General features: G+C 41.7%; 34 protein-coding genes. 24 read left to right on the forward strand and 10 right to left on the reverse strand.

Annotated elements, in window-relative coordinates:
- Positions 1–175: 175 nt before the first annotated feature.
- Positions 176–526: an SEC-C metal-binding domain-containing protein gene (locus tag BCT81_RS05720; protein ID WP_102423479.1), complete on the reverse strand. Its 351-nt coding sequence runs from the start codon at positions 524–526 to the stop codon at positions 176–178.
- A 347-nt stretch (positions 527–873) separates the two neighbouring features.
- On the opposite strand from BCT81_RS05720, the gene BCT81_RS05725 reads away from it, so the two are divergent.
- Together BCT81_RS05725 and BCT81_RS05730 are read left to right on the forward strand one after the other, a co-directional pair.
- The gene (locus BCT81_RS05725) at positions 874–2,112 is read left to right on the forward strand and encodes an ISL3-like element ISVa7 family transposase (RefSeq protein WP_032498467.1); all 1,239 of its coding nucleotides are present in this window, start codon (positions 874–876) and stop codon (positions 2,110–2,112) included.
- Positions 2,113–2,133: 21 nt separating this feature from the next.
- Positions 2,134–2,472, forward strand: a complete 339-nt coding sequence (locus BCT81_RS05730) for a hypothetical protein (RefSeq protein WP_102423480.1) — start codon at positions 2,134–2,136, stop codon at positions 2,470–2,472.
- Positions 2,473–2,560: 88 nt separating this feature from the next.
- Here the strand turns inward: BCT81_RS05730 and BCT81_RS05735 are convergent.
- A protein-coding gene (locus BCT81_RS05735) for an IS3 family transposase (RefSeq protein ID WP_102423481.1) occupies positions 2,561–3,738 on the reverse strand; the annotation gives its coding sequence in 2 pieces (ribosomal slippage) (positions 2,561–3,480 and positions 3,480–3,738; 1,179 coding nt in all).
- A 141-nt stretch (positions 3,739–3,879) separates the two neighbouring features.
- Between BCT81_RS05735 and BCT81_RS29915 the strand changes: the two genes are divergently transcribed.
- The 7 genes from BCT81_RS29915 (at position 3,880) to BCT81_RS05765 (ending at position 6,454) form a co-directional block, all read left to right on the forward strand.
- Entirely contained in the window at positions 3,880–4,002 is a 123-nt protein-coding gene (locus tag BCT81_RS29915) for a hypothetical protein (RefSeq protein WP_261901434.1), read from the forward strand.
- A 191-nt stretch (positions 4,003–4,193) separates the two neighbouring features.
- Positions 4,194–4,511: a hypothetical protein gene (locus BCT81_RS05740; RefSeq protein WP_081231391.1), complete on the forward strand. Its 318-nt coding sequence runs from the start codon at positions 4,194–4,196 to the stop codon at positions 4,509–4,511.
- Between the two features lie 45 nt (positions 4,512–4,556).
- Positions 4,557–4,796, forward strand: a complete 240-nt coding sequence (locus tag BCT81_RS05745; protein WP_081231392.1) for a hypothetical protein — start codon at positions 4,557–4,559, stop codon at positions 4,794–4,796.
- A gap of 147 nt (positions 4,797–4,943) precedes the next feature.
- Positions 4,944–5,126: a hypothetical protein gene (locus BCT81_RS05750; protein ID WP_081231393.1), complete on the forward strand. Its 183-nt coding sequence runs from the start codon at positions 4,944–4,946 to the stop codon at positions 5,124–5,126.
- Between the two features lie 2 nt (positions 5,127–5,128).
- Positions 5,129–5,311, forward strand: coding sequence for a hypothetical protein (locus BCT81_RS05755; RefSeq protein ID WP_102423482.1), 183 nt, complete (start codon positions 5,129–5,131; stop codon positions 5,309–5,311).
- Positions 5,312–5,367: 56 nt separating this feature from the next.
- Positions 5,368–5,805 (forward strand): hypothetical protein, encoded by a 438-nt coding sequence (locus BCT81_RS05760; RefSeq protein ID WP_102423483.1) that lies wholly within the window; start codon positions 5,368–5,370, stop codon positions 5,803–5,805.
- Complete coding sequence (locus BCT81_RS05765; protein ID WP_102423484.1) at positions 5,795–6,454, forward strand: hypothetical protein; 660 nt, start codon at positions 5,795–5,797, stop codon at positions 6,452–6,454. The genes BCT81_RS05760 and BCT81_RS05765 overlap by 11 nt, the downstream gene beginning before the upstream one ends.
- Before the next feature lie 49 nt (positions 6,455–6,503).
- On the opposite strand, the gene BCT81_RS05770 is transcribed toward BCT81_RS05765, so the two are convergent.
- Together BCT81_RS05770 and BCT81_RS05775 are read right to left on the reverse strand one after the other, a co-directional pair.
- On the reverse strand, positions 6,504–8,465 hold the full coding sequence (locus BCT81_RS05770) for an Ig-like domain-containing protein (RefSeq protein WP_086715505.1): 1,962 nt from the start codon (positions 8,463–8,465) through the stop codon (positions 6,504–6,506).
- A 15-nt stretch (positions 8,466–8,480) separates the two neighbouring features.
- Entirely contained in the window at positions 8,481–8,735 is a 255-nt protein-coding gene (locus tag BCT81_RS05775; RefSeq protein WP_133152573.1) for a hypothetical protein, read from the reverse strand.
- 351 nt (positions 8,736–9,086) lie between these two features.
- Here BCT81_RS05775 and BCT81_RS05780 point away from each other — a divergent pair, with 351 nt between their 5' ends.
- The gene (locus tag BCT81_RS05780) at positions 9,087–9,377 is read left to right on the forward strand and encodes a hypothetical protein (protein WP_086715503.1); all 291 of its coding nucleotides are present in this window, start codon (positions 9,087–9,089) and stop codon (positions 9,375–9,377) included.
- 30 nt (positions 9,378–9,407) lie between these two features.
- Here the strand turns inward: BCT81_RS05780 and BCT81_RS05785 are convergent, their stop codons facing one another.
- Entirely contained in the window at positions 9,408–10,190 is a 783-nt protein-coding gene (locus BCT81_RS05785) for a hypothetical protein (protein ID WP_102423486.1), read from the reverse strand.
- Positions 10,191–10,691: 501 nt separating this feature from the next.
- Positions 10,692–10,910, reverse strand: coding sequence for a hypothetical protein (locus tag BCT81_RS05795; protein ID WP_102423488.1), 219 nt, complete (start codon positions 10,908–10,910; stop codon positions 10,692–10,694).
- Between the two features lie 276 nt (positions 10,911–11,186).
- Here BCT81_RS05795 and BCT81_RS05800 point away from each other — a divergent pair, with 276 nt between their 5' ends.
- A complete protein-coding gene (locus tag BCT81_RS05800; RefSeq protein ID WP_132714597.1) occupies positions 11,187–11,453 on the forward strand; it encodes a hypothetical protein in 267 nt (88 codons plus the stop codon).
- 54 nt (positions 11,454–11,507) lie between these two features.
- On the opposite strand, the gene BCT81_RS05805 is transcribed toward BCT81_RS05800, so the two are convergent.
- The gene (locus tag BCT81_RS05805) at positions 11,508–11,756 is read right to left on the reverse strand and encodes a hypothetical protein (protein WP_102423490.1); all 249 of its coding nucleotides are present in this window, start codon (positions 11,754–11,756) and stop codon (positions 11,508–11,510) included.
- 294 nt (positions 11,757–12,050) lie between these two features.
- On the opposite strand from BCT81_RS05805, the gene BCT81_RS05810 reads away from it, so the two are divergent.
- The 5 genes from BCT81_RS05810 to BCT81_RS05845 all read left to right on the forward strand — a co-directional run bounded on the left by BCT81_RS05810 (position 12,051) and on the right by BCT81_RS05845 (position 16,223).
- Complete coding sequence (locus BCT81_RS05810) at positions 12,051–12,269, forward strand: hypothetical protein (protein ID WP_102423491.1); 219 nt, start codon at positions 12,051–12,053, stop codon at positions 12,267–12,269.
- A gap of 339 nt (positions 12,270–12,608) precedes the next feature.
- Positions 12,609–13,352 carry an excalibur calcium-binding domain-containing protein gene (locus BCT81_RS05820; RefSeq protein ID WP_157938855.1) on the forward strand — a complete coding sequence of 248 codons (744 nt, stop codon included), beginning with the start codon at positions 12,609–12,611 and terminating at the stop codon, positions 13,350–13,352.
- A gap of 459 nt (positions 13,353–13,811) precedes the next feature.
- Positions 13,812–14,216 carry a S24 family peptidase gene (locus tag BCT81_RS05830; protein ID WP_102423495.1) on the forward strand — a complete coding sequence of 135 codons (405 nt, stop codon included), beginning with the start codon at positions 13,812–13,814 and terminating at the stop codon, positions 14,214–14,216.
- Between the two features lie 2 nt (positions 14,217–14,218).
- Complete coding sequence (locus BCT81_RS05835) at positions 14,219–15,478, forward strand: Y-family DNA polymerase (RefSeq protein ID WP_102423496.1); 1,260 nt, start codon at positions 14,219–14,221, stop codon at positions 15,476–15,478.
- Between the two features lie 325 nt (positions 15,479–15,803).
- Positions 15,804–16,223, forward strand: a complete 420-nt coding sequence (locus BCT81_RS05845) for a hypothetical protein (protein WP_102423498.1) — start codon at positions 15,804–15,806, stop codon at positions 16,221–16,223.
- Positions 16,224–16,290: 67 nt separating this feature from the next.
- On the opposite strand, the gene BCT81_RS29920 is transcribed toward BCT81_RS05845, so the two are convergent.
- Positions 16,291–16,425 (reverse strand): hypothetical protein, encoded by a 135-nt coding sequence (locus BCT81_RS29920; RefSeq protein ID WP_277869799.1) that lies wholly within the window; start codon positions 16,423–16,425, stop codon positions 16,291–16,293.
- Between the two features lie 98 nt (positions 16,426–16,523).
- On the opposite strand from BCT81_RS29920, the gene BCT81_RS29145 reads away from it, so the two are divergent.
- From BCT81_RS29145 to BCT81_RS05860, 3 genes are all read left to right on the forward strand, one after another.
- Positions 16,524–16,691 (forward strand): hypothetical protein, encoded by a 168-nt coding sequence (locus BCT81_RS29145; RefSeq protein WP_157938856.1) that lies wholly within the window; start codon positions 16,524–16,526, stop codon positions 16,689–16,691.
- Positions 16,692–16,764: 73 nt separating this feature from the next.
- The gene (locus BCT81_RS05855) at positions 16,765–17,313 is read left to right on the forward strand and encodes a hypothetical protein (protein WP_133152574.1); all 549 of its coding nucleotides are present in this window, start codon (positions 16,765–16,767) and stop codon (positions 17,311–17,313) included.
- A 100-nt stretch (positions 17,314–17,413) separates the two neighbouring features.
- Positions 17,414–18,688: an integrase gene (locus BCT81_RS05860; RefSeq protein WP_241908171.1), complete on the forward strand. Its 1,275-nt coding sequence runs from the start codon at positions 17,414–17,416 to the stop codon at positions 18,686–18,688.
- A 126-nt stretch (positions 18,689–18,814) separates the two neighbouring features.
- Here the strand turns inward: BCT81_RS05860 and BCT81_RS05865 are convergent, their stop codons facing one another.
- A complete protein-coding gene (locus tag BCT81_RS05865) occupies positions 18,815–19,939 on the reverse strand; it encodes a tyrosine-type recombinase/integrase (protein ID WP_102423501.1) in 1,125 nt (374 codons plus the stop codon).
- 330 nt (positions 19,940–20,269) lie between these two features.
- On the opposite strand from BCT81_RS05865, the gene BCT81_RS05870 reads away from it, so the two are divergent.
- From BCT81_RS05870 to BCT81_RS29155, 5 genes are all read left to right on the forward strand, one after another.
- Positions 20,270–21,403, forward strand: coding sequence for a hypothetical protein (locus tag BCT81_RS05870; RefSeq protein WP_133152575.1), 1,134 nt, complete (start codon positions 20,270–20,272; stop codon positions 21,401–21,403).
- Positions 21,404–21,479: 76 nt separating this feature from the next.
- The gene (locus BCT81_RS05875; protein WP_102423503.1) at positions 21,480–21,824 is read left to right on the forward strand and encodes a hypothetical protein; all 345 of its coding nucleotides are present in this window, start codon (positions 21,480–21,482) and stop codon (positions 21,822–21,824) included.
- A 520-nt stretch (positions 21,825–22,344) separates the two neighbouring features.
- On the forward strand, positions 22,345–22,521 hold the full coding sequence (locus BCT81_RS29150; protein ID WP_157938857.1) for a hypothetical protein: 177 nt from the start codon (positions 22,345–22,347) through the stop codon (positions 22,519–22,521).
- 217 nt (positions 22,522–22,738) lie between these two features.
- Positions 22,739–23,764: an EAL domain-containing protein gene (locus BCT81_RS05880; RefSeq protein WP_102423504.1), complete on the forward strand. Its 1,026-nt coding sequence runs from the start codon at positions 22,739–22,741 to the stop codon at positions 23,762–23,764.
- Positions 23,765–23,770: 6 nt separating this feature from the next.
- Complete coding sequence (locus tag BCT81_RS29155; protein WP_157938858.1) at positions 23,771–23,914, forward strand: hypothetical protein; 144 nt, start codon at positions 23,771–23,773, stop codon at positions 23,912–23,914.
- A gap of 301 nt (positions 23,915–24,215) precedes the next feature.
- On the opposite strand, the gene BCT81_RS05890 is transcribed toward BCT81_RS29155, so the two are convergent.
- Positions 24,216–24,452 (reverse strand): hypothetical protein, encoded by a 237-nt coding sequence (locus tag BCT81_RS05890; RefSeq protein WP_102423505.1) that lies wholly within the window; start codon positions 24,450–24,452, stop codon positions 24,216–24,218.
- Between the last annotated feature and the right edge of the window lie 23 nt (positions 24,453–24,475).

Genomic DNA, 24,475 nt, shown 5'->3' on the forward strand with positions numbered 1-24,475 from the left:
GAGTACAATCACTAACGAAGTGAACACCAAAATGCCAAGCTGTGCGAATCTGCTTGAATTGCTTGTTATAAAGAAAAATGTTTTTTCAACGCTCTCTTTTACAAAAAGTTCTCGGCATAAAGAACGATATTCCACGAGAAAACAATGGTATGGACTCTTATCAAACGCATTATATTCAATCGGAGCAAAAACCAGTAAAGACTGAGGCTTGGTTAATACCTACTTTCTTGGGGTGGACTCTTTTAGACATAGAGAAATCATGATTTGTTTTGCAAGTAGTATAAACATGTCCATCTGCTGCTATAGATTTTAGGGCGGAGCTTTTTGATACTGAATGCGCTTTGATGATTTTCTTTGAACATTCAGATTTCATCGATTCTGTCACGCTAAAGAGTTTTTTTGAATCGAAGCTATTCATCTCTTTCATTATCGTGCCTTTATCAACTGGAGCTTGTTTATCACACCCTAAATGACAACGTTTATATTTTTTCTTTGAGCCGCACCAACATGGTTCATTTTCTTCCAAATTTCACTGAAGTACCTCTGCTTTACAACGCTTATTAGAAGAGCTTATCCCGTTGCTGTACATGACCAATCATAACGCCAATCATCCTCACGCTAAATCTAATGCCCGTATTGCTTAACGACTAGTGTATGAAATTCAGAAATTGTCGAAAGTTTCCGTATAACTCAGGCGGCTTCTGAGCAATACGATTTTCAACCTACATGCGCCTAAAATAAGCTTGGCCTGACTCTCTTTCATCGGATTAGAATTAAGGCTCTTCTCCGCTTAGATGAGTCTATAAACTAACAATAAAACCGCTAACACATTGATTTACAATCGCTTCCCACCTTATATATCAGTGTTGTAGTTTGTCGTTATTATCTTCCGCTCTATTTAACTTTAAAGGCCAATCCGTACAGTCTGTAACGCTTGAAGAAAGCTCTCATTCAGTACTCGTCAAGTGCAAGCGAGATAGACGCTGTAAAGTTGTTGATCCTGAGACTGGAGCTCCGCGCACCGTCGACCACTACGTTCACCGTCGCCTGTCGGATTTACCTGTCAGTGGTCGCCCTTGCGTTATAGAAATTGAATTGGCTCAGACAAGGGATAGGCTCGGCCGAAGGTTGATTGAAGAGGCTGATTTTGTTGATAAGGGGAGTCGTTATACAAAGAGGTTCTGTCACTTTATTAGTGGACTGTGCCGCTATATGAGCATCCACGCAGTGTCGAAGCATTTAGACATACGCTGGGAAACCGTGAAAAATATCGATAAAGCATTCCTTCTCTCTACCTTGCCTGCTTTAGAGCCTAAGAAGTTGACCAACCTTGTTCATATTGGCGTTGATGAAGTCGCCAGGGCTAAAGGCCATGATTATATGACCGTCGTTTATGATCTCGTTTCAGGACAACTTATTTGGGTTGACCATGGGCGGACTTCAAACGTACTCATCAACTTTTTTGAACAATTATCACCGCAAACGAGAGACGGCATCCAAGCGGTATCAATGGATATGGGGCAATCTTACCAATCAGCAGTGAGAAACGCTCTTCCGAATGCAGACATCGTTTTTGACCGGTTTCACGTTATGCAGAACTACTCTCTTCTGATAAGGAAAGAGCGTAATAAAGCGTTTAGGAAAGGAACACATGACGAGAAGAAAATGCTTAAAGGGACGCTATTTTTACTCCTCAAAAATGCGCCGAAATTAAGCGATAAGCAGTCAGATAGGCTAGATGATTTACTGGAAAGCAATAAGACTCTTTGTACGATTTATATGCTCAAAGAGCAGCTTCAAGCCTTATGGGATGAACGTAATTTTGACTTGATGATCGCAGCGCTTGATGCGTGGTGCCAGCTTGCTAAAAAGACGAGGATCTTATCTCTCATCAACTTTGCAGACGCGCTTTGGGAGAGAAGAGTTGGGATCTGCAACTATGCAAAATATAAGCTGACGAATGCCCGAGTGGAAGCAGGGAATGTATCGATAGGTCTTCTTAGACGGAGAGCCCGAGGAGTAAGGGATACTGATTACTTTAAATTGAAGATTAGACAAACCTCAATCCTAGAAACTCACTCTACCATTTATCCGGAAATCAAGCTCATCTAAGCGGAGAAGAGCCATTTAGATATGGAAATACAGGAGAAAGGTCTTTCATTAGCCAAAGGTCAGATTTTGTTTCGCGGTGTCTGTTCTGAAAATGAAAATGATGACTGGACCAAACCTGTATCTACAACTTTGTCTCCTTACATCGCGATTTACCACGCATTGAAAAATGGTTATACAAAGCCCATAAAAATATGTGTAATCGAGGTTCCAGTTGATACAAATGTAAAGGCTATTATAGGTCCATTTGGTGACAATGTTGAATTTGGGCAAGAGTATGAAGTTTTAGTCAATTTTAAGCACCGCCCGAAAGTTCATGAAGAGATAACTAGAGGCAATGTGACGTTCCAGTCATTACGTTGATTGAGTCTATGCATTGATCTTTATGGTCAGTATTGGATTCTGGTAGTACCTAGACACACGCTTTGGGACGTAGAAAAGTTTGTAGTGGTCAACTAAAATTGGCCACGGTTTTAGAGTTTTCCCAATATAATCGTTCTGACTCATTGGGAGTTAGACCACCGTTATACTGATGTGGTCTGAGTTGGCAGTAATATCCAATGATGTAGCGAGTGATCTCTTGTTGAGCCTCAGCAAAGCTACGATAACCCATCGTTGGCACCCATTCCGTTTTCAGACTTCTAAAGAAGCGCTCCATCGGCGCATTATCCCAGCAGTTTCCTCGGCGAGATAAACTCTGTTTTATTTGAAAACGCCACAGTAATTGGCGGTATTTACGACTGGTATAGTGACTACCTTGATCGCTATGGAACATGACATCTTTTGGCTTACCGCGAGATTCATAAGCCATCGACAAAGCTTTGCCTGTTAGCCGACTATCAGGTGATAAAGACATCGACCAACCAATCACTTTACGAGCAAAAAGGTCGATAACGACCGCTAAATACATCCACCGATTACCCGTCCAAATATACGTAACATCGCCAACCCAGACTTCATTTGGTGCTGTAACAGCAAACTGTCGACTTAAGTGATTTGGAACTTCAATATGTTCCTGCGAGGATTTTCGGTAACGATGTTTTGGTACTTGGCAGCTTACTAAACCAAGTGTTTTCATAAGCTTTGTCGCTCGGTAACGGCTTAAATTCATGCCTTGGTTTGTCACTATATCAGCAATGGTTCTCGCTCCTGCAGAGCCATTACTCGCAGCATGGGCTTCGCTAACGAAGCTGCGAAGTTTGACTGTTTCAGCATTAATTACTGTTGGGCGTTTTAGCCAATAGTTATAACTACTTCGATGAACATTTAAGACTTCGCATAATGTTTTTACGCTATAGCTCTGCTTGAGTTTCTTGATTATCAAGAATTGTTCAGTGAGTCCGACATCAACAGAGCCGTTGCTTTTTTTAGTATTTCATTATGCTCTTCAAGGCGAGCCAGTTTCTTTTTTAATTCCCTAATTTCTATTTGCTCAGGGGTCATAGGTGAAGCTTTCGGTGCTTTCCCTTGGCGCTCTTCTCTTAACTGGCGAACCCATTTATCCATTGTGGATTTACCCACATTCATGGCTTGGGCTGCTTCAGTCACTGAGTAGTTTTGGTCTAGAACTAACTGCGCTGCTTCTAACTTAAATTCTGCGCTAAATAACCGTCTTGTACGTTTTGTCATAGTGTCACCTGTTAATTTATGAGGTGATGATATCACCTCTAACTAAGTGACCAAATTCACTATGCCACTACAGTTTCAAACTTATTGTCCAGCGATAATAGTCATCAATCTTCATGAGAACTATATCGATTTGAATAGGTAATGATTGAAACCCACGGTCACGATGTACGTGTGCGCTATCTGCAATGGTTAGAAAGCACGCGTACTCAAAACAAGCAAAATAAGCTGACTAATTGGAAACTGAGACTCATTACTTTGCCATAGTAAAAGGGCAAATTGAGTAACACACTGTCCACTTGGACAGCGAGGATCACCCTCTAGCTCACCTGGTTATTACGCCATCTGAAATGTAATCAGTCCTTTGACTGCCCCTATTAACTCCCCAGAGTTACCAACCTTCAAATACAACTCTTGTTTATACCCCAACTAGTCCCATGAATAACTGGAGTCCAGATATGAATGCACTTAACTTCCTTGGTTTTGATTGCCGCATTGTTAAACGTCACTACGCTAACGGTGTAATTGCGCTTGAGCTGATTGCTGCTGAAACCGATAACAACATTAACAACGACACCTTTCCCGGTGAACGCATTTGTGTTGCAACAACCTGTGTTCCAACTGACTCTCTTTTAGAGAATGAAACATGCATCAAGAATTTCAGTGAAAATACTGGAATTGAACATGTTCTTGTTGAGGCCGGAATCATTAAGCTAACAGGAAGATCATACAAAACCGGCTACGTTAATGTACCTATTGTCGAAGTCTTGATTTAGTGATTTTTATACCCCTGTTTGCCATTGAATAAATGGAGATCTCATATGACTACTTTCGAACAAATGTCAGCTTTAGTGGATATCGAAATCAGTCTTATTAAAACTGTCAGACGCATTAAATTGCTCAAAAGACCACCGTCAAATTTGCTTTTAGAGACTTATCGCTCATTCAATGAGTTGAAAGCTCAAAGTGTCAAATTAGATAGTTACGCAGGCGACTGCATTATTGCTCGAATTGACCATCTTCTACAGGACGATGAGATACAAGCACTTCTAAAGAAGTAACTCCCCATTCGAAGTTTGTTTCCCAACAAACATAGAAACAAAGATCCGCTCTTAACCCCCATAACCTTAACCCAACACGGGACCTATTAGCTTACCCGTGCGGTGGCCTAGTACGTCTCAAATTCCAGTTCTTGGAGGAGCTAACTCATGCCACGAAACATTCCAATAAGTAAGTTTGCTGACTTTATTTTGTTCTACAAGATAAACGGCAAGGTGAAGCAGAAAAAGTTTGAAGATACAGAGGCAGAAAATGTGTATCGCTACGCTAGGTCATTCCCACAAGGAATAGCTTGGAAAATTAGACAACTACCCTCACAGCAACAGGTGTGATTATGAATATTGAAATGACAGAAAAAGCCATGGCAGAACCGGTCGCGATGCATCTAGAAGGTGCTGATGTAGCCGTCGTTGTGGAATATTTTTTAGGTCGCCTAGTTAACGAGATTCCTGAAGAGAATCTTGAGGTGGTACTTAAATCATGCAGCTCAGAAATCGATATTCATTCTAAAAAATGACACCTGCACTTACTAAACCCCATGTGCATACGCACGAACTATACCGAGGAACTACCATGTCTTTCACAACAAAATGCGCAAATTTGAAATGTAACTTCATGAGCAAATTTGCACTCACTACTATCATCGGCTTGTTTTCTTCCACTGTACTTGCAGATTGTAAGTTTGGTGCAGAGACAATCCCTTTAGGTGAACAACTCACAATCCGTGATGAACGCTTAGTTGAGCAAAGTTATGAATATTATCTCAATCAAGGTCACACGAAAGAGAAGAGTATGCAAATGGCCATGTCCAGCGACTGGACGGTCGTAACCGTTGAGTGTACTCGTCAATTTGCCATGAACCCTGAATTCTCACCAGAGACAGCAGAACATCCAGGTTCCCAATTTGTTTATATTGGCGATGTGCTGGTGGCTGGAGAGTTTCAACGAGAATTCTTACCAACTGTAATGGGCTTGTCCCTAAATGATGAGGAGACATCCCATGTACAATAGAGTTATTGATTCCGATTGGGTCATGATTGATCAATCTTTAACACCGTGTAAGTTCAGTACTGCATTTCATGAATACTTGTGCTTACGACGTCATGATAATCATCATGATTTTGATACGAAAAAGCACGGATTACTTACACCCACGCGCAATTACTCGATTGAGTTTCTAATGGCTGCTACCCATTCTTTTATCGACTTCGGTGACACGATAGTGGTTCCACTTCGAGCAGGGAATAATGATATCCAAGAAACATTGTCGTTTAATTTTGTAGCGTGTTTAACCGATTCAGTTGCCAAACCATTATGGGAACAATACGCCGAATATCACTCCATTCGCTCCGTCGAACGGTTTGCTGAAGCGGTGAATTCCAATAAGAGCTTTATTTGGTCATGGTTAAAACTTCAAGCATCCACGTCTGTGAACCAAGAGCAATCCACCAAACCATCGAGCAGTTTAGAAGATGATTTGCGAGAACTCTTATGCGACTTTCGTGAAGATGAAAAACTCAAAAAGCAACGTAGAAATACGAGCTTAGATATAGACAAAGGTTACTTTGAAGGGTGCGAATGCACGCTGGCTTACGTTCAATCACACATCATTCGTGTGTTACGTAGCCATGGCGTTCGTATTCCTGAACAAATAAACTAAAAAAATGCTCCCCGAAGGAGCATTTATCTTCAATTTCATTCCATTTCCTTCATTCAGTTAGGCTTATCCATGTAACCGAAGAAGTCCCCCAGCGGTTACTCTTTTGGGTTTTATATTCTTTTACCCCACTTCCGATTCGATACAGCAAGATCGCTTGATCTTCTATGTTCGATAGCTTGGTGCTCAAATCCCCATCACCAAACTGTGTAATGACCTGATTGATGAAGTCATTTAGAGCAGCTGTCTTCTGGTTGATGTTAATGGCCACCAAGTCACCGTCACTGAGTGTCGCAAGGTTTTCATCCAAGTCAGAATTACGCCAAGTGGAAACGTCGGCAAATCCATAACTATGATACTCAGCATTTGCACTCTTTCTTAGAAAGACTTGAAGGTTGCCTGTTGGCGCTTTCAATCTGTCCATCTCCAATGTTCGATCACATCGATTAGAGTCGGCATCTGAGCATGTTCTTTGTACGACGTAACGCCAATCGTGAGGTGAGTCAATCCAAGGGAATTCAATGCTGAAATTCGCAACTTCCGCATCCGGAGTAAAATAGAATATGGGTAGAGCTGACCCTGCTTTATCAAGGTTAACGGTTATCGATACCGTATCACCAGGTGCGGCAACCTTATCACCGACCATCATGTCATGAGTGTTATTAACATCAGCGGTGATTAGAGCCTCATGTGGGCCTTCTACTAAATTACCCTCACCACTTTCAAGTGCTGGAATGGTCACGAGGGTGTGAGGCGTATTGTCTAAGTCAAGCAGCTGCACATCGGAAGTGATAATCTCAAAATTTTGGTTCAAGTAGTCATTGTTTGTCGAGGGTATAACCTGAATATCGAATGTCCCTGCATTGTACGTCTTGAGTCCATCGCTTGTTTCGAAGGTGATGTCGTGATGCATGCCAAGATCATCGTCAGTTGGATTCATTTCAATGACACCCAACTCATTTAATCGCATGAAGTTAGGCTTATTGATTATATTCACGACCGGTTTACCGTCAGTCCTTGTTGATTTAATTTGGGTGAAGACATTCTTTATTTGACCAGACACAAGGTGTGGAGGCAAGGTGAAGGAAGTGCCGCTTGATCGTACATTTACATCGACATTGCCGTCAGTAAACAAGTTCGATTCGTCAGTCACTCTGTATTTAAATGTCTGAATGCCATCATGGTCAGGTGATGGGGTATAAGTAAAGGTACACGGGGGAGTCATCGTCACAGTACCATAATAAGGCTGTTGGCTTACCATGCAGCTGTGGCTATCCGTTGTGTTCCTATCCGTCCATGTGCCAGTTACCGTAAAAGGCACACCTTGAGAGATATCCCCTGTTTTGTGTTCAGCTATAGGTGGATATAGTTGCTGAATGGAATTGTAACGCACCTTCCCTTGTGACCAGTTAAAAAAGCCGAAGTATCCCGGAGCTACGGTCAGGTTGTTGACATCAAATATTGTTGCGCCATCTAACTTGGTCACAATCCTATTGGGAAACAGCTGCATTTCAAATTGATAGGGCTGGCCGTGCATCCACTCTACGTTTCGCTTTTTGCCTAAGATAGTATTTTTACCTTGTTCGACATCATGAACCGTCCACCCATAATCGCTCATCTGATCTAGGGTTCCATCGAAATAAATCAAACTGAAACCACTGTCTGCAGAGGTCGGTAGCTTTTTCCAAGAGAACAGGTAAAAGCCACCAGCAGTAGGGTCGCCGTAAATGAAACCGATATAGTCATCATCACCGGCTCCTGCATCAACCTGTATGATCCCTTTGAAGGTTCGATACTCATACTTGTTGGCACTCATAAACGCGGTAGGCGCACCATTAATGCTTTGATACACGCTTTGGCCATCTTGACTTACCGCCCAGTTTCCCGAAGCCGCTGCGCCGTACTGCTTCCAAGTGTGGAGATTCACTCGGTCAGATTCCGCGTGTGCAACACCGACAGTCATCAGTAAGTGTATGACCATGCCAGAAAGGATGTTCCTTGGATTGAATTTCATGGCTTGTTCCTCTTATTAATGAATCGGTGAACCCGCGTTTTCTCTGACATCATCCTCAAGTTCGGTTTGCAAACGAGCCAGAGAAAACTCACAAATATCAATTAAATCTGCATCATCATTAAATTTCGCGACCGATAAAATGCTGCTTATGAGCAATTGGCGCAAATGCAGGGGCGTATCATCGGTGACACCTAAAACCTTTAATGCCGCCACTAACCGGACAGTACTATTGGTTTCTGTGTTGGTCGAAGTCGTATTTGTAGTCATCATTTACTCCAGTTTTCTTTTGCTGCGAACGCTGTGGGAAACGTGCGTATTGGGGGCTGTGCAATAGCACTAAACCGCAGAAAATTTCAACGCCAACCCAAAATCACGGGTTTAGATTGGCTACGTAAGCTGAGGATATCTCAGTGTCGAACCAAGAAATTCAAATAAGCAGGGCTATATCAGCGATTAAATTGATACGACTATGAGATTGGGGTTACGTTTACCGAGCTGTCGGTCACTGAAGCGATGCTTTGTCAATTAAGGTGCGATATTGGCTTCGCTAATTTCTAAAAGGAGAGAATGGGGCGTGTATAAATGAACTGAACCAATCAGTCAGCATAAATAAGGTACATTATGAACAACAACATGAAGAACTTTAACTTTAGAATTACGTGCATTGGTTTGATACTAATGCTGTGTTGCGGTCTGTCATTTTTTTTCCAAGCCGCAGTAAATGGCTACCCACTATTTGAATTCATTGCCGAAGTAGCTTTACGAAACAATCTTCCGCAAGATGTTAAAAATCTCGCGATGCTTCAATTACTTCCAACTGTCGGTGGCTTATTGTTAGCTATCGGTGGTACGAAAAAGATGATCGCTGAGAAAAAGACTGCCGAATCGTCAGACGTCGAAGAGCAAGCATAAGTTAAGTGGTTAGGGACCTCATAAACCGCATTATGAGGTCTTGCTGATCCAAAACTCACCATCGCAAGGACCGACGAAAGGAATGGCTTCGCCACTGTTTAGGTACGAGTCTTCGCGTGATTCTCTTGGAGAGACAACGCAATGGTAAGTAATTGGAGATAAGCTAATAAAGAAACCAAGTTTCATCGGTCTAGATTGTCGATCCCAATATACTCGGCTGCGATATTGGTGACCTGTTTGTCTCCTATACACTATATCTTCGCGACCAAAGTAGTTCACTAACTCTTGCGTGCTTACTTTTAAAGAGAGTGTTACTGGAGCTAACGAAACGGTAGCGGTACTGAACCCAAGGTCAATTAACTGTTCTCTCATTTCATTGTATTTTTGAATATCATTATCTGGTGTATCGGTATATTTACCTCGCACTAAACTCACTTCGTCAGAACTAGTGATTAGATTAGATGAGTGCGCAACGTTTTTGTAAACACCTATACGAATAGCGTCCACTAAAAAAATAGGTTCACGGGAGCACCTTTTTTCAGAAAGCGTTAAAGACTGATGTAGGTCATAAATTTCTTTTGCTTGATTCTGAAGTTTATTGAATAGGTTTAGATCGCCATTGACGTGACCTATCCATCGAATATGTTGAGGTTTGGTCAGTCGTAGATGTCCCGATTCGGTAAATTCCTCACCGTATTTTGGGTAGCAATGCGAACCAAAGGACTCAACTTCACTTGAGGAAGAGAGTACATCGTCGAAGAACTGTTCTTCTAGTTTGAAGAAACGTACCCAATCAGCGTTGCGGTTTGTCATTCTGGAAGACTCTTAGATAACGTATTATGTTATTGTATACAATTAGTAGCTAAAGACAACATGGGCCATATATGACGAATACATTGCCAGTGGAGTGGTTGAGAACATAGGTGTTGATTGCTTTTCTCGATGCCCATATTGCAATGCAAAGGTCAATGAAAATGCTGTTGTTTTGAAGCATCTGAAAACCAAGCAACTGTCAGTAGCGCATCAAGAATGCGTCGAGGAAAAGTAGCTATGCACTAAAAGGAGTTCAACGCATGCAAGAACTATGGTTATTGGTGATCTTCTATATCACATTTGGGTTTTGGGTTGGATGCGCACCGCTCCCGCAATTCTCGTATGGATTAAGAACCCTCACGAAACCACTTCGTGGAAGATCTGGGCCGTCATGTACAGTTTTGCACTAGGACCTATTGGGTTTCTTTCCATCAAAAATTGGGAAATGAAATAAAGCTCATTACTGAGCATTAAAGTCTCATCCAAAATTGGCAGCGTTACTTAGTTACACTGCATTTCCCATTTACGATTCGCTGCATTGCTTTCGCTCATTGAGAAAGACATACCAGTTACAGATGGAGCGAAGACGCACTGATTATCAGAATTAACGAACAACTGATCACCGCATTTCTTTTCGCTCATTGAGAAAGACATACCAGCTCCAGATGGAGCGATGACGAACTGATTAAATGAATCGTGTTTCAAGGTCTTATATGACATAACTTCACTCTTAGCTGCTTGTTTCATTTGTTTAGCTAATTAACTTAACTAGACAGAACTTGGCTTACTTCGTTTGCATAACGATGCTCTGATATACAACATAGATCTTATTGTACCTGTAGACAACTGTGTTTCTCAGCTTATTAAAGTGGACAGGGATTTAAGGGGAAAATAGAGGGAAAACAAAACTCGTAAATTCTTGCTAATATATTCAAATGGAAAATACCAAAAAGGATATTCGCTGATATGTTTAGCTCAATGTTTAGAGAAGCCCTTATGGAAAATGTGATTAACCTTAAACTAGCAATGGAAGGTGAATTAGCGTCGAGTGGGCAATGGACATTAGACACTACAGACGAACAACTAAATGAGTTAATAAGAGAGCGAATACGCCAAGGTAGTCTCCAAAGAGAATGTATTGATGAAGTTATATTTACAACAGAAGAGAGCGTACCGTTAAGCACAGAAACATATAGTAGACTTGATGAATTTTTTTGGAATCAGTTAGAAATAGCCCTGCGCTTACAAGAACCCGAAGATTAAATAACGCGTATTAAAAGTAAAGATAGTACTGACAAGGCTCTCAATATGGGAGCCTTATTCATACATCAATTTGTCGTATTCTTTTAGGATAGTCGATCCGTATTTGGTTAACGACAGCCAGCGTGGACGCCTTCCGGAAACCGGGTCTATTCCCATTTCTATTAAGTCATGTCTGGTCATATTCGTGATTTGGAAAATAGGTAGTGTTGCTTTTTTGTTGGCGTGTTTAACGGTATCACTAAGGAATTGGTATGACTGACCACTGCTGCTTTCGATTCCGTAAAGTGCTGCTATCACAGTCATTAAGTTACCATTTCTCGTAGCATCAATGAGTATTAGAGTTGAAAATGAAACATTATATTTATTAGTCAATATGCGAGATACGTATTGCAACCCGCCGTCCTTCAATTGCTTCGACTCCCAATATACTGTCCATAAAACAGTGAGTTGAAACTTTTAAGATTATCCATTCAATCATGAACAATCCAGCATAACAATGGCCGCAGCCAAAAATAGTGATGGCCGAAACGAGCTAGTCCTCAACAAACCCGATCGATGTTGTATATCCAGATTAAATCCAATTTCAGGAGTTGAGATATGCAAAAAAAAGAAAGTGAAATCACGTTTAATACTGGTCGAGGGTATTCATCGAGTGGTCAGCAAATACATGCCCAAGTCATCGAAGATACTGGTGAAACACTCCGTGTCCGTTTTTCAGATACAACTCGTGGTATAGACGGTGAAATAGAGGTATCTGAGCTCACAGTGACCAATATCATGCGCGAATATGATGCTGGTCAATATAAAGGGGTGTGAGGGTTATGGCTTCAGACATCTCAAGTACTATATGTGAGACAAAGGATAAAATGAGCACTCAAGAGGTGGCATCATTTATGTTGGAGTCTGGTGAACATTATACTGCTGCGCGACTGTCAAAAGAATTAGGCATCCCACTGGCTAATGCGTCTGGAAACTTATATAACATAAAGACATGCAAGAAATATGAAACCAGTCTAGTAGGAACGCCTGTTAGCGTGAAAGTCGTCGATATACGCGGTCTTAAGAAAGGCCAACGACTGTGGTCACAGATATTAACCAGTTGTTGGTCATAGATTTAGTGACATTGTAACGTGAAGTATCACCATGGAGAAAGTTATGATAGGGATCATTCGTAATCTAGTTTATTTAATTGCTTTGCTCGTTTCGTTTTCATCTGTAGGAAATGAAATGTGGCGTGGGTTGGTTGTTGCGAAAGAGCATCGTTGCTCACCCTATGACAAGAAAACTCAGTATCCTTACCCAGCCTCTGTAGAGCACGCCATAGTGGAAAGTATGGAAGGCCATATTTACGGTCCATATACAGGAATCTACTACCAGTCGACGTCTGAGACAGACATTGAGCATATTGTTGCTGCGAGTGAGGGGCATGATAGTGGACTCTGTGCTGCGAGCGCAGAAACGAGAAAAGCATTTGCAACCGATCTATTGAACTTAACTCTTGCATCCCCAGCCGTGAACCGTTGTAGCGCTACAGGGAAATGCGGTTTGGATGCAGGCGAGTGGTTACCACCAAGAAACCAATGTTGGTTTGCGCAACGTGTCATTCAAATAAAAACTAAGTATGGACTTAGTGTAAACCCTGTCGAAGTAAACACGTTGGAGAGTGTTATCAAGAATTGTCAGTCGTTTGAGATGGTGTTTTACCCACCTGCAGGAAGTACGCCTACCGAATACATCAGCCAAACGACGGGAGATGCGTTGTCAATGTATGACGACAACAACAATGGACGAATCACTTGCTCAGAAGCTCGAAATCATGGGATTGCACCAGTAACGGCGCATGACCCAGCATACGCCTTCATGTCTGACCGAGACGGGGATGGTATTGTGTGCGAGTGAATGGTTTACTGCTGTCGAGACTTGAGTTTTGACAGCGTTCTCTTTGATAGCTTCCTTCCGAGAAACATAAACAAGCCCAAACAGATCAGACCAACCCCGACACCATAGTCATTGAAAATATGAACTAGAGCCAACCAAGCGAAACATAGTATAACGACCAAAACTGCAAACCTAACTAATGGCATGGTAACACCTTTAAAATTTATCAATTATTGCAATAACTTAACATTATTTGTTCAAAACCCAAATATTGAGATAATAGATATATTGGTCTAAACAAGAATTAATACGATAGCACATTATGTTATCGTATACAGGGCTCTTCACCTCAAAGAAGCGCCGTCTCAACCTACATCACACCCCAACTTCTGTAGATTCGGAATCTTTGAAAGACATTCACTTGCCTTTTATCTAAATTCAAGGCTAGAATCACACTGTATAAATGAACAGTATCGATTTATGAATATTTTAACTTATCCGGTGAGTGCAGGTGTGGTTGGTTTTGAGTCCCCAGCTGCTGAATATAAACAACTGGAGTTGAGTCTCGATGAGCTGCTGGTGGAACACCCATCATCGACTTTTTTAGCTCTGGCGCAGGGAGACAGCATGCAAGGGGTAGGCATATTTTCAGGTGATGTACTGATTGTTGACCGAGCTCTTACTGCAAAGGAACACGACACTATCATAGCAAATTTAAACGGTGAGCTGGTTTGTAAAATTTTAGATATCAAAGGTCGTCGCTTACTCAGTGCAAACGATTCGATGAAACCGGTCAAAATTGATGACCACGATTGCTTCTCAATAGAAGGAGTGGTGTCGAGTTCCATTAGATTACATCGCGTATCAACAATGTTTTCGGGTTAACTATGTATTCATTGATAGACGGAAATTCTTTCTACAATTCTTGCCATCAGGTATTCAGACCCGATTTACGCGGTAAGCCAGTGATCACCGTTAGTAACAACGACGGTTGTGCCGTAGCGGTAAATAATCAAGCGAAAGCCTTGAACATTCCTAAATTCGAACCTTACTTTAAAATCAAGGCATTATGCGAGCAACATGGCGTTACAGTCTTCTCATCGAATTACGAATTGTACTCTAGTTTGAGCTTCCGAATGATGCAAGTGATTGCACGTTTTGGACCTGAACAACTGATCTATTCTATCGACGAAAGCTTCCTAAATCTGGAGAAGTGCGTAAACATCCCTTGTTTACGAGAGCATGGCGCAGCAATTAGAAAGGCAATATGGAAAGAGTGTCGGATCCCGGTCTGTGTGGGAACCGGCCCGACGCTCACCCTTTCAAAATTGGCGAATCATGCAGCGAAAAAAATCCCTGGTTATCAGGGGGTATGTGTTTTGGATTCAGTGAAAGAAACCCAACAAGTTCTCAAGGCTATCGACGTGGGCTCGGTATGGGGAATTGGCCGGAAACGTACTACGGCCCTTCAGTTCATGGGTATTACTACTGCAGCGCAATTAGCGAATTTGTCACCATCGAAGGCGAGAAAAGAATTCGATGTCGGTGTAGAGCGCACAATACGAGAACTCAATGGTGAAAAGTGCATTCCATTCGATGTAGCAAGAGCCGACAAACAACAGGTGTTTTCCACGCGCAGTTTGGGTAAGCGCATAACGGAATTCGATGAACTTAGACAAGCAATCAGCCTGCATGTGGGCATTGCTTCACGCAAGATCCGCGATCAACAGTCACTTTGTAAAGTGTTGGTTTGCTTTGCAGGAAATTCACCATTTGACGAAAAGCCGGTTAGTTACAAAGCGACTCATCGATTTGAGTATGCGACAGCTGACGTTGATACCTTAACCAGTGCGGCTTGTGCTCTTGCACACTCACTCTATAAAGAAGGCGTTCAATATTACAAAGTAGGTGTTGGGCTAATTGATCTCGTTGATGGTAAGCATGAGCAAGCCGATCTATTTAACCCACAACCCAATAATGACAAGTTAATGGCTTCGTTTGATCAGATTAACGCGAAATATGGCGCTGACACTATTTTTCTGGCTGCACAAGGAACACCAACAAACACATCTTGGGGCATGCGTCGCGAAATGCTGTCCCCGCAATACACAACTAAGTGGAAAGACCTGCCAAAAATCGCCTGTTAACAACGTATACCCTCCAAGCATTTTGCAATCTATTCGCTATTTCATGCTCTCTATTTGTACTTATTTAAAATTAGTTATTTGATACTGAACTCAGTATTCGAATAACAGAGTAGAGAGCAAGAATGGTAGACATGCTAAAAGACCCGTTTAAAAGCCAACGACTTCCCTCAACTTCAAAACCTGCATTCGATGACTGGATTAAACGCGTTCCCGTTGGCAATCAACTGCCACGGGGGAAATACTTCAAATGTAAGCTTGTAGTACCTAAGCACCAGTCAGAAGAAACAGAATTACAGTTCAAGCCTTCGCGTTGAAAGGAACAGATATGACTTCAATAAACATCGTTTCTACAGCACAACGACTTTACCAATGTCGTGAGCAGCAAATATTTCTGTCCGGAGAGCAGGGGTTCATTGAAAAATATGAAAAATGGTCACCTGTGATACGGCTAACAATGGCCAAATTTAATTGTAATGAATTGCATGCTCTAGTGAGAATCCTAGAAATCACAGAGAAACGAAACGATTCAGGCATGTTTACTCATTTGTTGTCGGCAGTAGCATGTGAGATGTGCGAACCAACACTTACCGTTAACTCGAATTATACGACCGAATTCAAAGCGGGAGTCATGGCAAGCAGAAAAGGGGAGAAGTTTGACCCTGAATCCCACATCGAGTGGCAAGAAGGCTATATCCGAGAACAGTTAAGGAGAGTGGCTAATAATGCTCAAACTCGATCTCACTGACTATATGGGGCCTGTTGATAAAGCGTTACTCAGGTTAAGCATCCTAAGTATCGGCTCGCATGTCATGTTAGTAACTAGCTTCAATGGCCAACTCTTCGGTTTCGTTGAAACGCTGATTACCTGTTGCTTCGTTTTGGTAGTGGCTACCATTGCCTACAAACAAAAAAGAAAGATCCGAGCAGAGCACCTTTGAGTTCTTCATTCTTTTATAGCGTCGTAGAAATATTAAAACTCGATACGAAGTTAAATTCTCAGACTTAGGATGTATAACAAACTCACAGTTAATCTTAGGAAGATACTATGAAGACAGTAACAGAATTACACACGATGAATGTGGCTCTATATTGCCCTCACTGCGGAGAGGAACAAGATGGTTTTTGTGGCAATCCAGCGGGTGGTAAATATGAATGCGACGATTGCCATAAGCCATACAAAGTCCACTCTGAAGCCGATATCGAGCATAGATAATCAGAGGTGATAATCGCAATACAATCCTAAATAGAGGTTTTTTGTAGAAATCAGTTAGGAGGCAGTTAGAATCATGATTAAAAAAAGAACGATAAATGATGCGATGTCTATAGTATGTATTTTCTTATTTCTGGAGATACATTACCTGCATTTGATGACTGACCAACCAGAGCTGTATAACAACCTAAAAAGCTTAGTAGCTACGGTTCTGATCATTCCGTTTATCAGTATTGCTTGTCGTATCGAGCTCCTAGTCAACAAAAAGGTACTAGCCAATCCAGCTGTGATTCATCTAACAACACAACAATGCGAGTTAATATGGCAAGGAAAAGAGTTAAGCATATTTTCAACGATACCAGTAAAGCAACTACTCTTAGATAATCCTGCCAGTTTCGCGGAGCTGGTGGGTTCGATGTTACGTGAAGCAAAGCAACCTGAGCTTACATTGAAGCCTTTGTTAATCGTTCACTCAATGCTTGAACTGACGAAGTTAGAGGTAAAGGAATTGGAACGTTTGCTAATGGGCATTGGTGCTGCGAAAGTCGTGGTAGTTGATGAGCCTGAGCAAATAGAAACAGCCAAAAAAGCTACAATATTGCCCGACCTATTTGGTGATGCATAACGTAATCCAGCATATCACAATTGAACATAACTCAAAGGAACGATGGTAATAAGATCACTACCGTGCGCTAGAGAAGTGAGCTGACCTTCGTAATTTAAATATGGGTACGAACCGAACTGTTAAATACAATGATTTACCGCCTTATCTTTATCGATATCAACACAAAGATGGCAAGGTACGTTACCGCCTAAAGCTTGCGTCTGGGCAATTCTACTCTTTCCCTAAAGGCACGAAAAAGCTCCACGCGATCAATGAAGCGGTGAACTACAATGTTAAATATCGCTCATTGGAAAAGCGCATTGAGAAAGCCCACCTCGCTTCGTCTAAGAACAACGATAATGACTACGTTAAGACCCAACACTCGACTGCAAATGAATTCAACATTCCTTTAGAAAAAGCGCTAAAGAAAATCTTTCCGTTAATCAAACGAGAAGAGCTTTCAAAAGGTACGATGGAGAAGTACCAATTACTAATGAAGAAGCTCTGCGCTGATTTAGGAACGACACTTACCCATGAATTGGACTTGCAATCGATGAACGTGTTCTTAAATACTCATTACGCTAAATTTTCAGCCCAGTGCTACAACAACAACCTCAGTTTCATCAACAAAGCGTTCAGTTATTTAGCAGATCAATCGTATATACCTGATAACTTCATGCGCAATAAAAAACGTCTTCGGGTCACTAAAAAAGAACAGGTTAAAAAGCGTCAAAGACTATCACTAGAAGAGTTTGAATTGATTTATCAGAGCGCACCACTCTTTCTTAAAGTAGCAATGTCATTGACGTTGGAGACGACGCATGCGATCAACGAAATATGTCGTATCAAATACACCCTACGTTCACCAAAAGATAACCGTTGCGGAATTGTCTGGAATGAGGACAAGCAACCTGTAATGGTTGATGGCGTAACAATTTATGGCTACTTGTATATACATAGGCAAAAAGTCTTAAATTCAGACGCATCTAGAGTAAAGATCCCTGTCACACAGTCTATCTATGACATTGTGCAGCTGAGTTATACAGACCGTATACGCTGCCCTTATATCGTCCACATGAAACCAATACAAAGACAAAGAGGCGTTGCTAAAGATTGTGACCATATCTACCAAGTCCAAAGCCATTACCTAAGCAAGCAGTTCAGCAGGGTACGTGACAAAGTTGGAGTGAAATCGCACTTACCAAGTAACCAAAGACCGACGTACCATGAAATTCGCTCCTTAGCGGCGCGAATGATTGAAGAAAAAGGCTTAAGTGCTACGAAGAGGATGGCCCATAGCAATTCAAAAACCACGGAAATCTATACAAAACCTGACCAAGCAGTATGGAATGAGTGTGAGCCAATTTCTGTTAAGGAATACCCGAACGATAACTAAATTGATGTGGGGAGCCTTTTGACTAGTTTCAAATACCCAAAGCTAAAATCAAGAAGGAGAAATCCAGCATCACTTGGCTGGGAATGAAACCCCGCAGCTGTCAGCACCGGGGTTTCAACAGACTGATTATTTTCGTCCTCTAGACGCCCGTTTCTGTGCCATTGCACCATCTTTTGCCAATATTCCACGACCGTATCTCATCACCATAGCCGGTGTTGACCAACGTCCAGCTTGCTGCACTTGCAAGATGGTGTATCCATCGGTCAATAAATCCTGACACGCGCCAACTCTTGCACTGTGGCCTGTAAAAGTGGCGATACCAACCTTACCCAAATTTAGGGCTTCCCATGCTTTATTGAAAATCTGCTCGATAGTCCATGACGTCATTTTTTTATGTTTTTTGCCGCTTTCAGGGTGATCTGGGTCGATTAGCTTTGGTCTATATGGCGTGTTGTGTCGGCTCACACCGACGAACAAGAAGGCTTGTTCATCAGTGTCATCAAGCCCTGCCAATTCTACATATTCATGAATAATATCAACAGCTTCCGGACTAAACACCACTGTATCTGGTTCGCCACTATGATTAGATTTAGTGATAGGGATAGTCAGCAATGCCGTTCCGTCACCTGGGTACTCTAAGTGGCCAAAACGGATATTTGCGATTTCAGATGCCCGAAGTAGGGTTTCATAAGCAACTGTCAGCAAAGCCAAATCACGACGATACCGTAGGCTAGGGGAATGACGCCACAATTCGGTTATTCTATCTAAGTGTTTCTCTCGAAATGCTGAAGCCTGTACAATTCGTTCACCCGCCTCCACTTTTCTGCGAAAGATACCGGCCATCTTGTCACGCACGATTTCATCAAGAAAGGGATCCGGACAACCCGAGATGCGATGAATCTTTGAAATGGCCCACGCATAAGATCGGTTAGAGTTACGGTGTAAGTCGTCGACCTTATCTTCAAAGAATAATTCGATTGTTTCTGCGGCTGCAGGCAATGGGTGATGTTCATGCTCGTGACACCATTTCTCAAAGCGTGACCAGTTGCTGTAGAGCTGAGAAAGTGAGTTCTTAGCATAACGCTCTTCACGTTTATTGAACTCTCTCAAAAGGTGGTTAATAGCATCTTGAATTTTTTGGTACTGTTCGCTCGATGTACCGTGCTTTTGTGCAAGCATGATCGCTTGGTGAACATGTTCTGGCCTTAAGCGGGAAAAGTCCGTATGAAGTGAGATTTCAGTGCCAACCATATCATTTCCAACTTATGCTTTAGTAGTTCAATACAGTCTAACCAATTCTCTGTATTTTTTCTAGATCACATATAATTGTAATTATCTGAGATCTAGAAAATTGAGATATTTGAGCTTTCAATCTCATGAACAATCACCGCTGCATAGTTATTAGTTAAAAGCATTACAGTGTCACTTAATTAGATAGAGTAGGGCAGTTGTAATGTCATAGTTGGTGCGCAACCAGATAAAATAAGATTCCTATCAGGTGCGATGTCTCACATAGCATAATCGAACATCGAACAGGTGTTCGTTCGTTGTGGACGTTCGGTGTATGTTCGATTAAAATGTATGAAATCCAAATCTGAACTTGAGTACCATCCAATGAGCGACATCAGCACACAGAAAGACCTTACCGCAGAACAGTTACAACGACGCCAACGTGTTTTCGAAATTTGTGATTCGCTCTTCGTTAAAGGCGAAAAAACCAGTGTGCGAAATGTGCTATCGATGATGCCAGATGTAAAATCTACCAGCACAATCAATGTGGATGTCCGTGAATGGAATACTCAAGCTAAGAACAAACGAATGGACTTATTCCGCGAGCGTGGTTTTAGTGATGAGTTCGTTGAATTGTTCTCTACTGAAATTACTCGGTTAAGTGCGGCCAAAGACGCAGAGCACAATGCCGAAGTACTCATGTATAAAGATGAAGCAGATCTGGCCAACGAACTCCTTTTGAAAACTGAGGGTGACCTTGAGTTGGCTGGTGTTCAGTTGCAAGAAGCGAACACTACCATTTCATTGAAAGACAAAGAAATAACTAAACTAAAAACCGAGCTTGAGCAAAGCCAGAAGAACTGTGAAGGTATTGAAACGCGCCTAAGTGATGAGATTAGTGTGTTACAGGACAATGCGAATAATCTAAAGGTCGAATTGGACAAGCATCAAAGTTTACTAGCCAAAGCCGAGGTGAAGCTAGAAAACCAAGTCACTGTGATTGAGAAGCTAGAAAATCAGCTTACAGATTGCCGCAAGCAAATTTCCGAACTAAGTGACACTGTGACGCAAAAGTCGGGTGAGATCATCAGATTTGAAACACAGGCTCAAGGTGACGCTCAACTCCTTCAGGAATTACGCGAGAGTCGAAACAAATTCAGTACCGACCTATCGGAACTTGAAACCGAATATATCACATCGAAATCTGAGAATGCTCGCCTAAGCAGTGAGTTGGAACAAGCCATGATTAGGTTTGGTAATGCATCCGAACGACTTACCTCACTCTCAGACCAGTTGACTGAGCTACGAATGTCTAACAGTCAGAACCTAAGCACCATTGAAAGACAAGGTGCCTTCAACACTCGCCTAGAACAAGATATTAAGCGTCTTACTGAGCAAAACGAAACACAGGAAAAGGAACTATCGACTAAACAGGCGATCATCAAAGAACTTGAGGCCAAAAACACTGAGTTAGACAATAAGTAAGCCCAAGTTATTACACACTCAGTTTTCCATTAAATGGTGTACAACCTTATGTGTACTCATCTAACTGGAGATAATTATGAGAGCGACAACAAGCTTGTGTGATGTGTTCCAGGACACGAAATTTTCTGCGGTCAAAGATAAACTCAAGGATCTTGCGGAAATCAATAAACTGTTTCATGAAGAGTTTCCACACTACGGCAATCAGCTGCGTGTGGCGAACATCAGTGGAGGTTGCATTGCCATTGAGACGCCAAATAGCATGCTACTCACGAGATTGAAATTTGACAGAATACAAATTCTAAAATGGGCTGAGTCCGTTGATTTATCTGCCAATGATCTGAAACTAACCGTCAATCCGGCTTTGTATAAGCAGTTAGGATCAGATGTTTATGGTCAAGGATCGCCTAAGCATCGAAAATAGTCTGTTTAATTGACAACACAATAGCTCGCCCAACCTAAGATGGGTTTGTGGCAATATAATGCGCCATGACAACGTATTGACGAATCCATATGAAAATATGGCAGAGTGAAAGTCGCTTAACAGCGACTTTTTCATTTCTACAGTAAGTTGCTCTACTCTATTAAGTCGTTCATAAGACTCTATACATCCGATGCTTGAACCCTGCAGACTTTAAACCATTCACTCAAATCAACTTTGTGTATTTATCCACCAGCCACTAACAAATTTTGTGGATATCTCACTACCCTATTGAGCTCAGAGGCTTAAAACCGATATTTGTACAATCTATGTATGAATTTAAGCGCCTTATTTACACACTTCTCATTCACATCAGAGTATTAATTGATTAATACCCGACAAGGGTAATTGAGGGGTTAGCTATGCTTACAATATTATTCACCTTCGTGGATAAAGTAAGTAATCCAATTGCCCCGATGTTTTTGCAAATTATCAACAAAACAAATTTAAGAGGGAAATTGGAATGATAAAAAACATTATTAATGTACTGACAGGACTTGCATTAGCACTAGCACTTCTATACCTAACTTACGAACTTACTAAGAATCTATCTTTTGTGGTGATAGGTGGGCTCCCAATTTTACTAGCAACAGCCTATGCGACGTATCGTACTCAGATTCCCTTTCGCAGCATTCGTTGATAACAATTAAAGTGACACTTTAGTTTTTTCCGTCATCGGCAAGATATCCTTATAACATTGACACACGATGCCTAATGGAAGTTCCAAAGGTGGATTAGTCAATCACGTATAACACACTCAATCAATGCATGAAATTGAGCCCTCTATTTGCACACTTGTCATTAAAATTACTGTTCAATTGAACGGACTGTAATGGATTTAGAAAAGAGATGTGACTATGACGGACGCGATACAAAATGAATATCAGAAAGAGAGAAACGTGCTCGCGATATCTCTGTGTGTACCATTAGTGGCCGCAGCTTGCCTTGCAGGAATATTGATTGGTAAGGGTAAAGTTGAGCTATCAATCTTTTACGAAGTCAGTGTGATTTTGGCGTGCAGCGGATTTATCATTGGTATCATTTTTGGCAATCGACTTGTGTTGACACAAATGGAAAAAGTCATCGCGATCCGAGAACGCAGTCAACGTGCCGTTAGGATACGAGAAGCACTGTTAAACGGCGAGATCAAACCCTATTTCCAAAGTAGGGTATCTGAAAAAAGCAGTAAAATTATTGGCTGTGAAGCTTTGGCCAGGTGGGAATCTCAACATGGCGTGATACCACCTGCAGAGTTCATCCCTTTCTCGATAGAAGAGGGTTTAATTTCAAGCATAGACACCGAAATTGCAGTCCAAGCCATACACCAATTGGAAGTGTGGGTGCAGGAGCATACTATTGAAGACAACTTTACGCTTTCGTTTAATGTTGCCGCCGACACCCTACAGTGTCCAGATTCAATAGAGAAGATAGCAAATGCTTTAAACAGTGTAGTGAGTCATAAAGTTGCGGTTGAAATAGAGATTACTGAACAAAGCAAGGTAGACACTAACCAATTGATGCTCAGACACATTGAGATTCTGAAACAATCAGGAGCAGCTTTGGCGCTTGACGATTTCACAGCAGGTCACAATAGCATGACTATGTTGACGACCATAAAATTTGACACCATCAAATTCGATAGAAGCCTCATCACCTTTAAGTCCCATGATGTCCGTTCACAAGAAGTAAGCATCAAAGTGTTGGAAAGTTTTGTCGGCTTATCTAAAAAGTTGGGGTTGAACACCACTCTAGAAGGGATAGAAACGGAGGAAGCACGTCACTTGTACTCCTCGTCAGGTATAGAGAGTTTTCAGGGCTTTTTATTTTCAAAGCCCTTGTCTTCCAATGACTTCGAGCAACATTATATTAATTTCAACCATTGACACACGATGCCTAATGGAAGTTCCAAAGGTGGATTGGTCAATGTCAGTGGTCGTGTTGTATTGGCTTATGGTGACGCAAGATTAACGCTATCCGCTAATGAAGTAGAACAAATGACTACCTTGATTACCAACGCGTCTTGGTACAGCTAACGTAGAGGGAAAATGATGATAAAGCGTATCGAATTTAATGTTCTAGGATGTGGTATGAACACGAGAACGACAGCTAACGAACTTCTTATTGATGTCGCACATGAGCGATTAAATAACTGGTTAGTTGAACACGCAGTTTCAATTGTCAATATTGAATCTATTTATGAGACTAAAATTAACACTGGCGACAGTAGATTTACTTGCCTACGACTTTGGTACACTGACTAAACTGCAACCCACCACTAAGGCAAGAAATGCAAAAAGTAACTATGACCGAGCTGGTGGGTGCTTTTACAAACGTTTAGTTAACCGGCTCACTATCATGAAGATCAGCCTTCACCGCCCCATCGACCAAGAGTACAGACACCGAATAAATAGACTGTTCAATGTTGCCATCTTCATTCATCCGTTCATAACCACCGATAGTCTTGTCCCCGTGCTGTTCTACCAATTGGCTCAGGGATTGTTGGTTCAAACTGCCCTCGCCTTCTTGCACTGATTCAGACGCGACAACTGACACAGAGACAGTGAAAGACATTGAGACTACCAAAAAAAAAGCAA

Origin of the sequence: Vibrio sp. 10N.261.52.A1, from assembly GCF_002876325.1 — a bacterium.
Taxonomy (GTDB): Bacteria; Pseudomonadota; Gammaproteobacteria; order Enterobacterales; family Vibrionaceae; genus Vibrio; species Vibrio chagasii.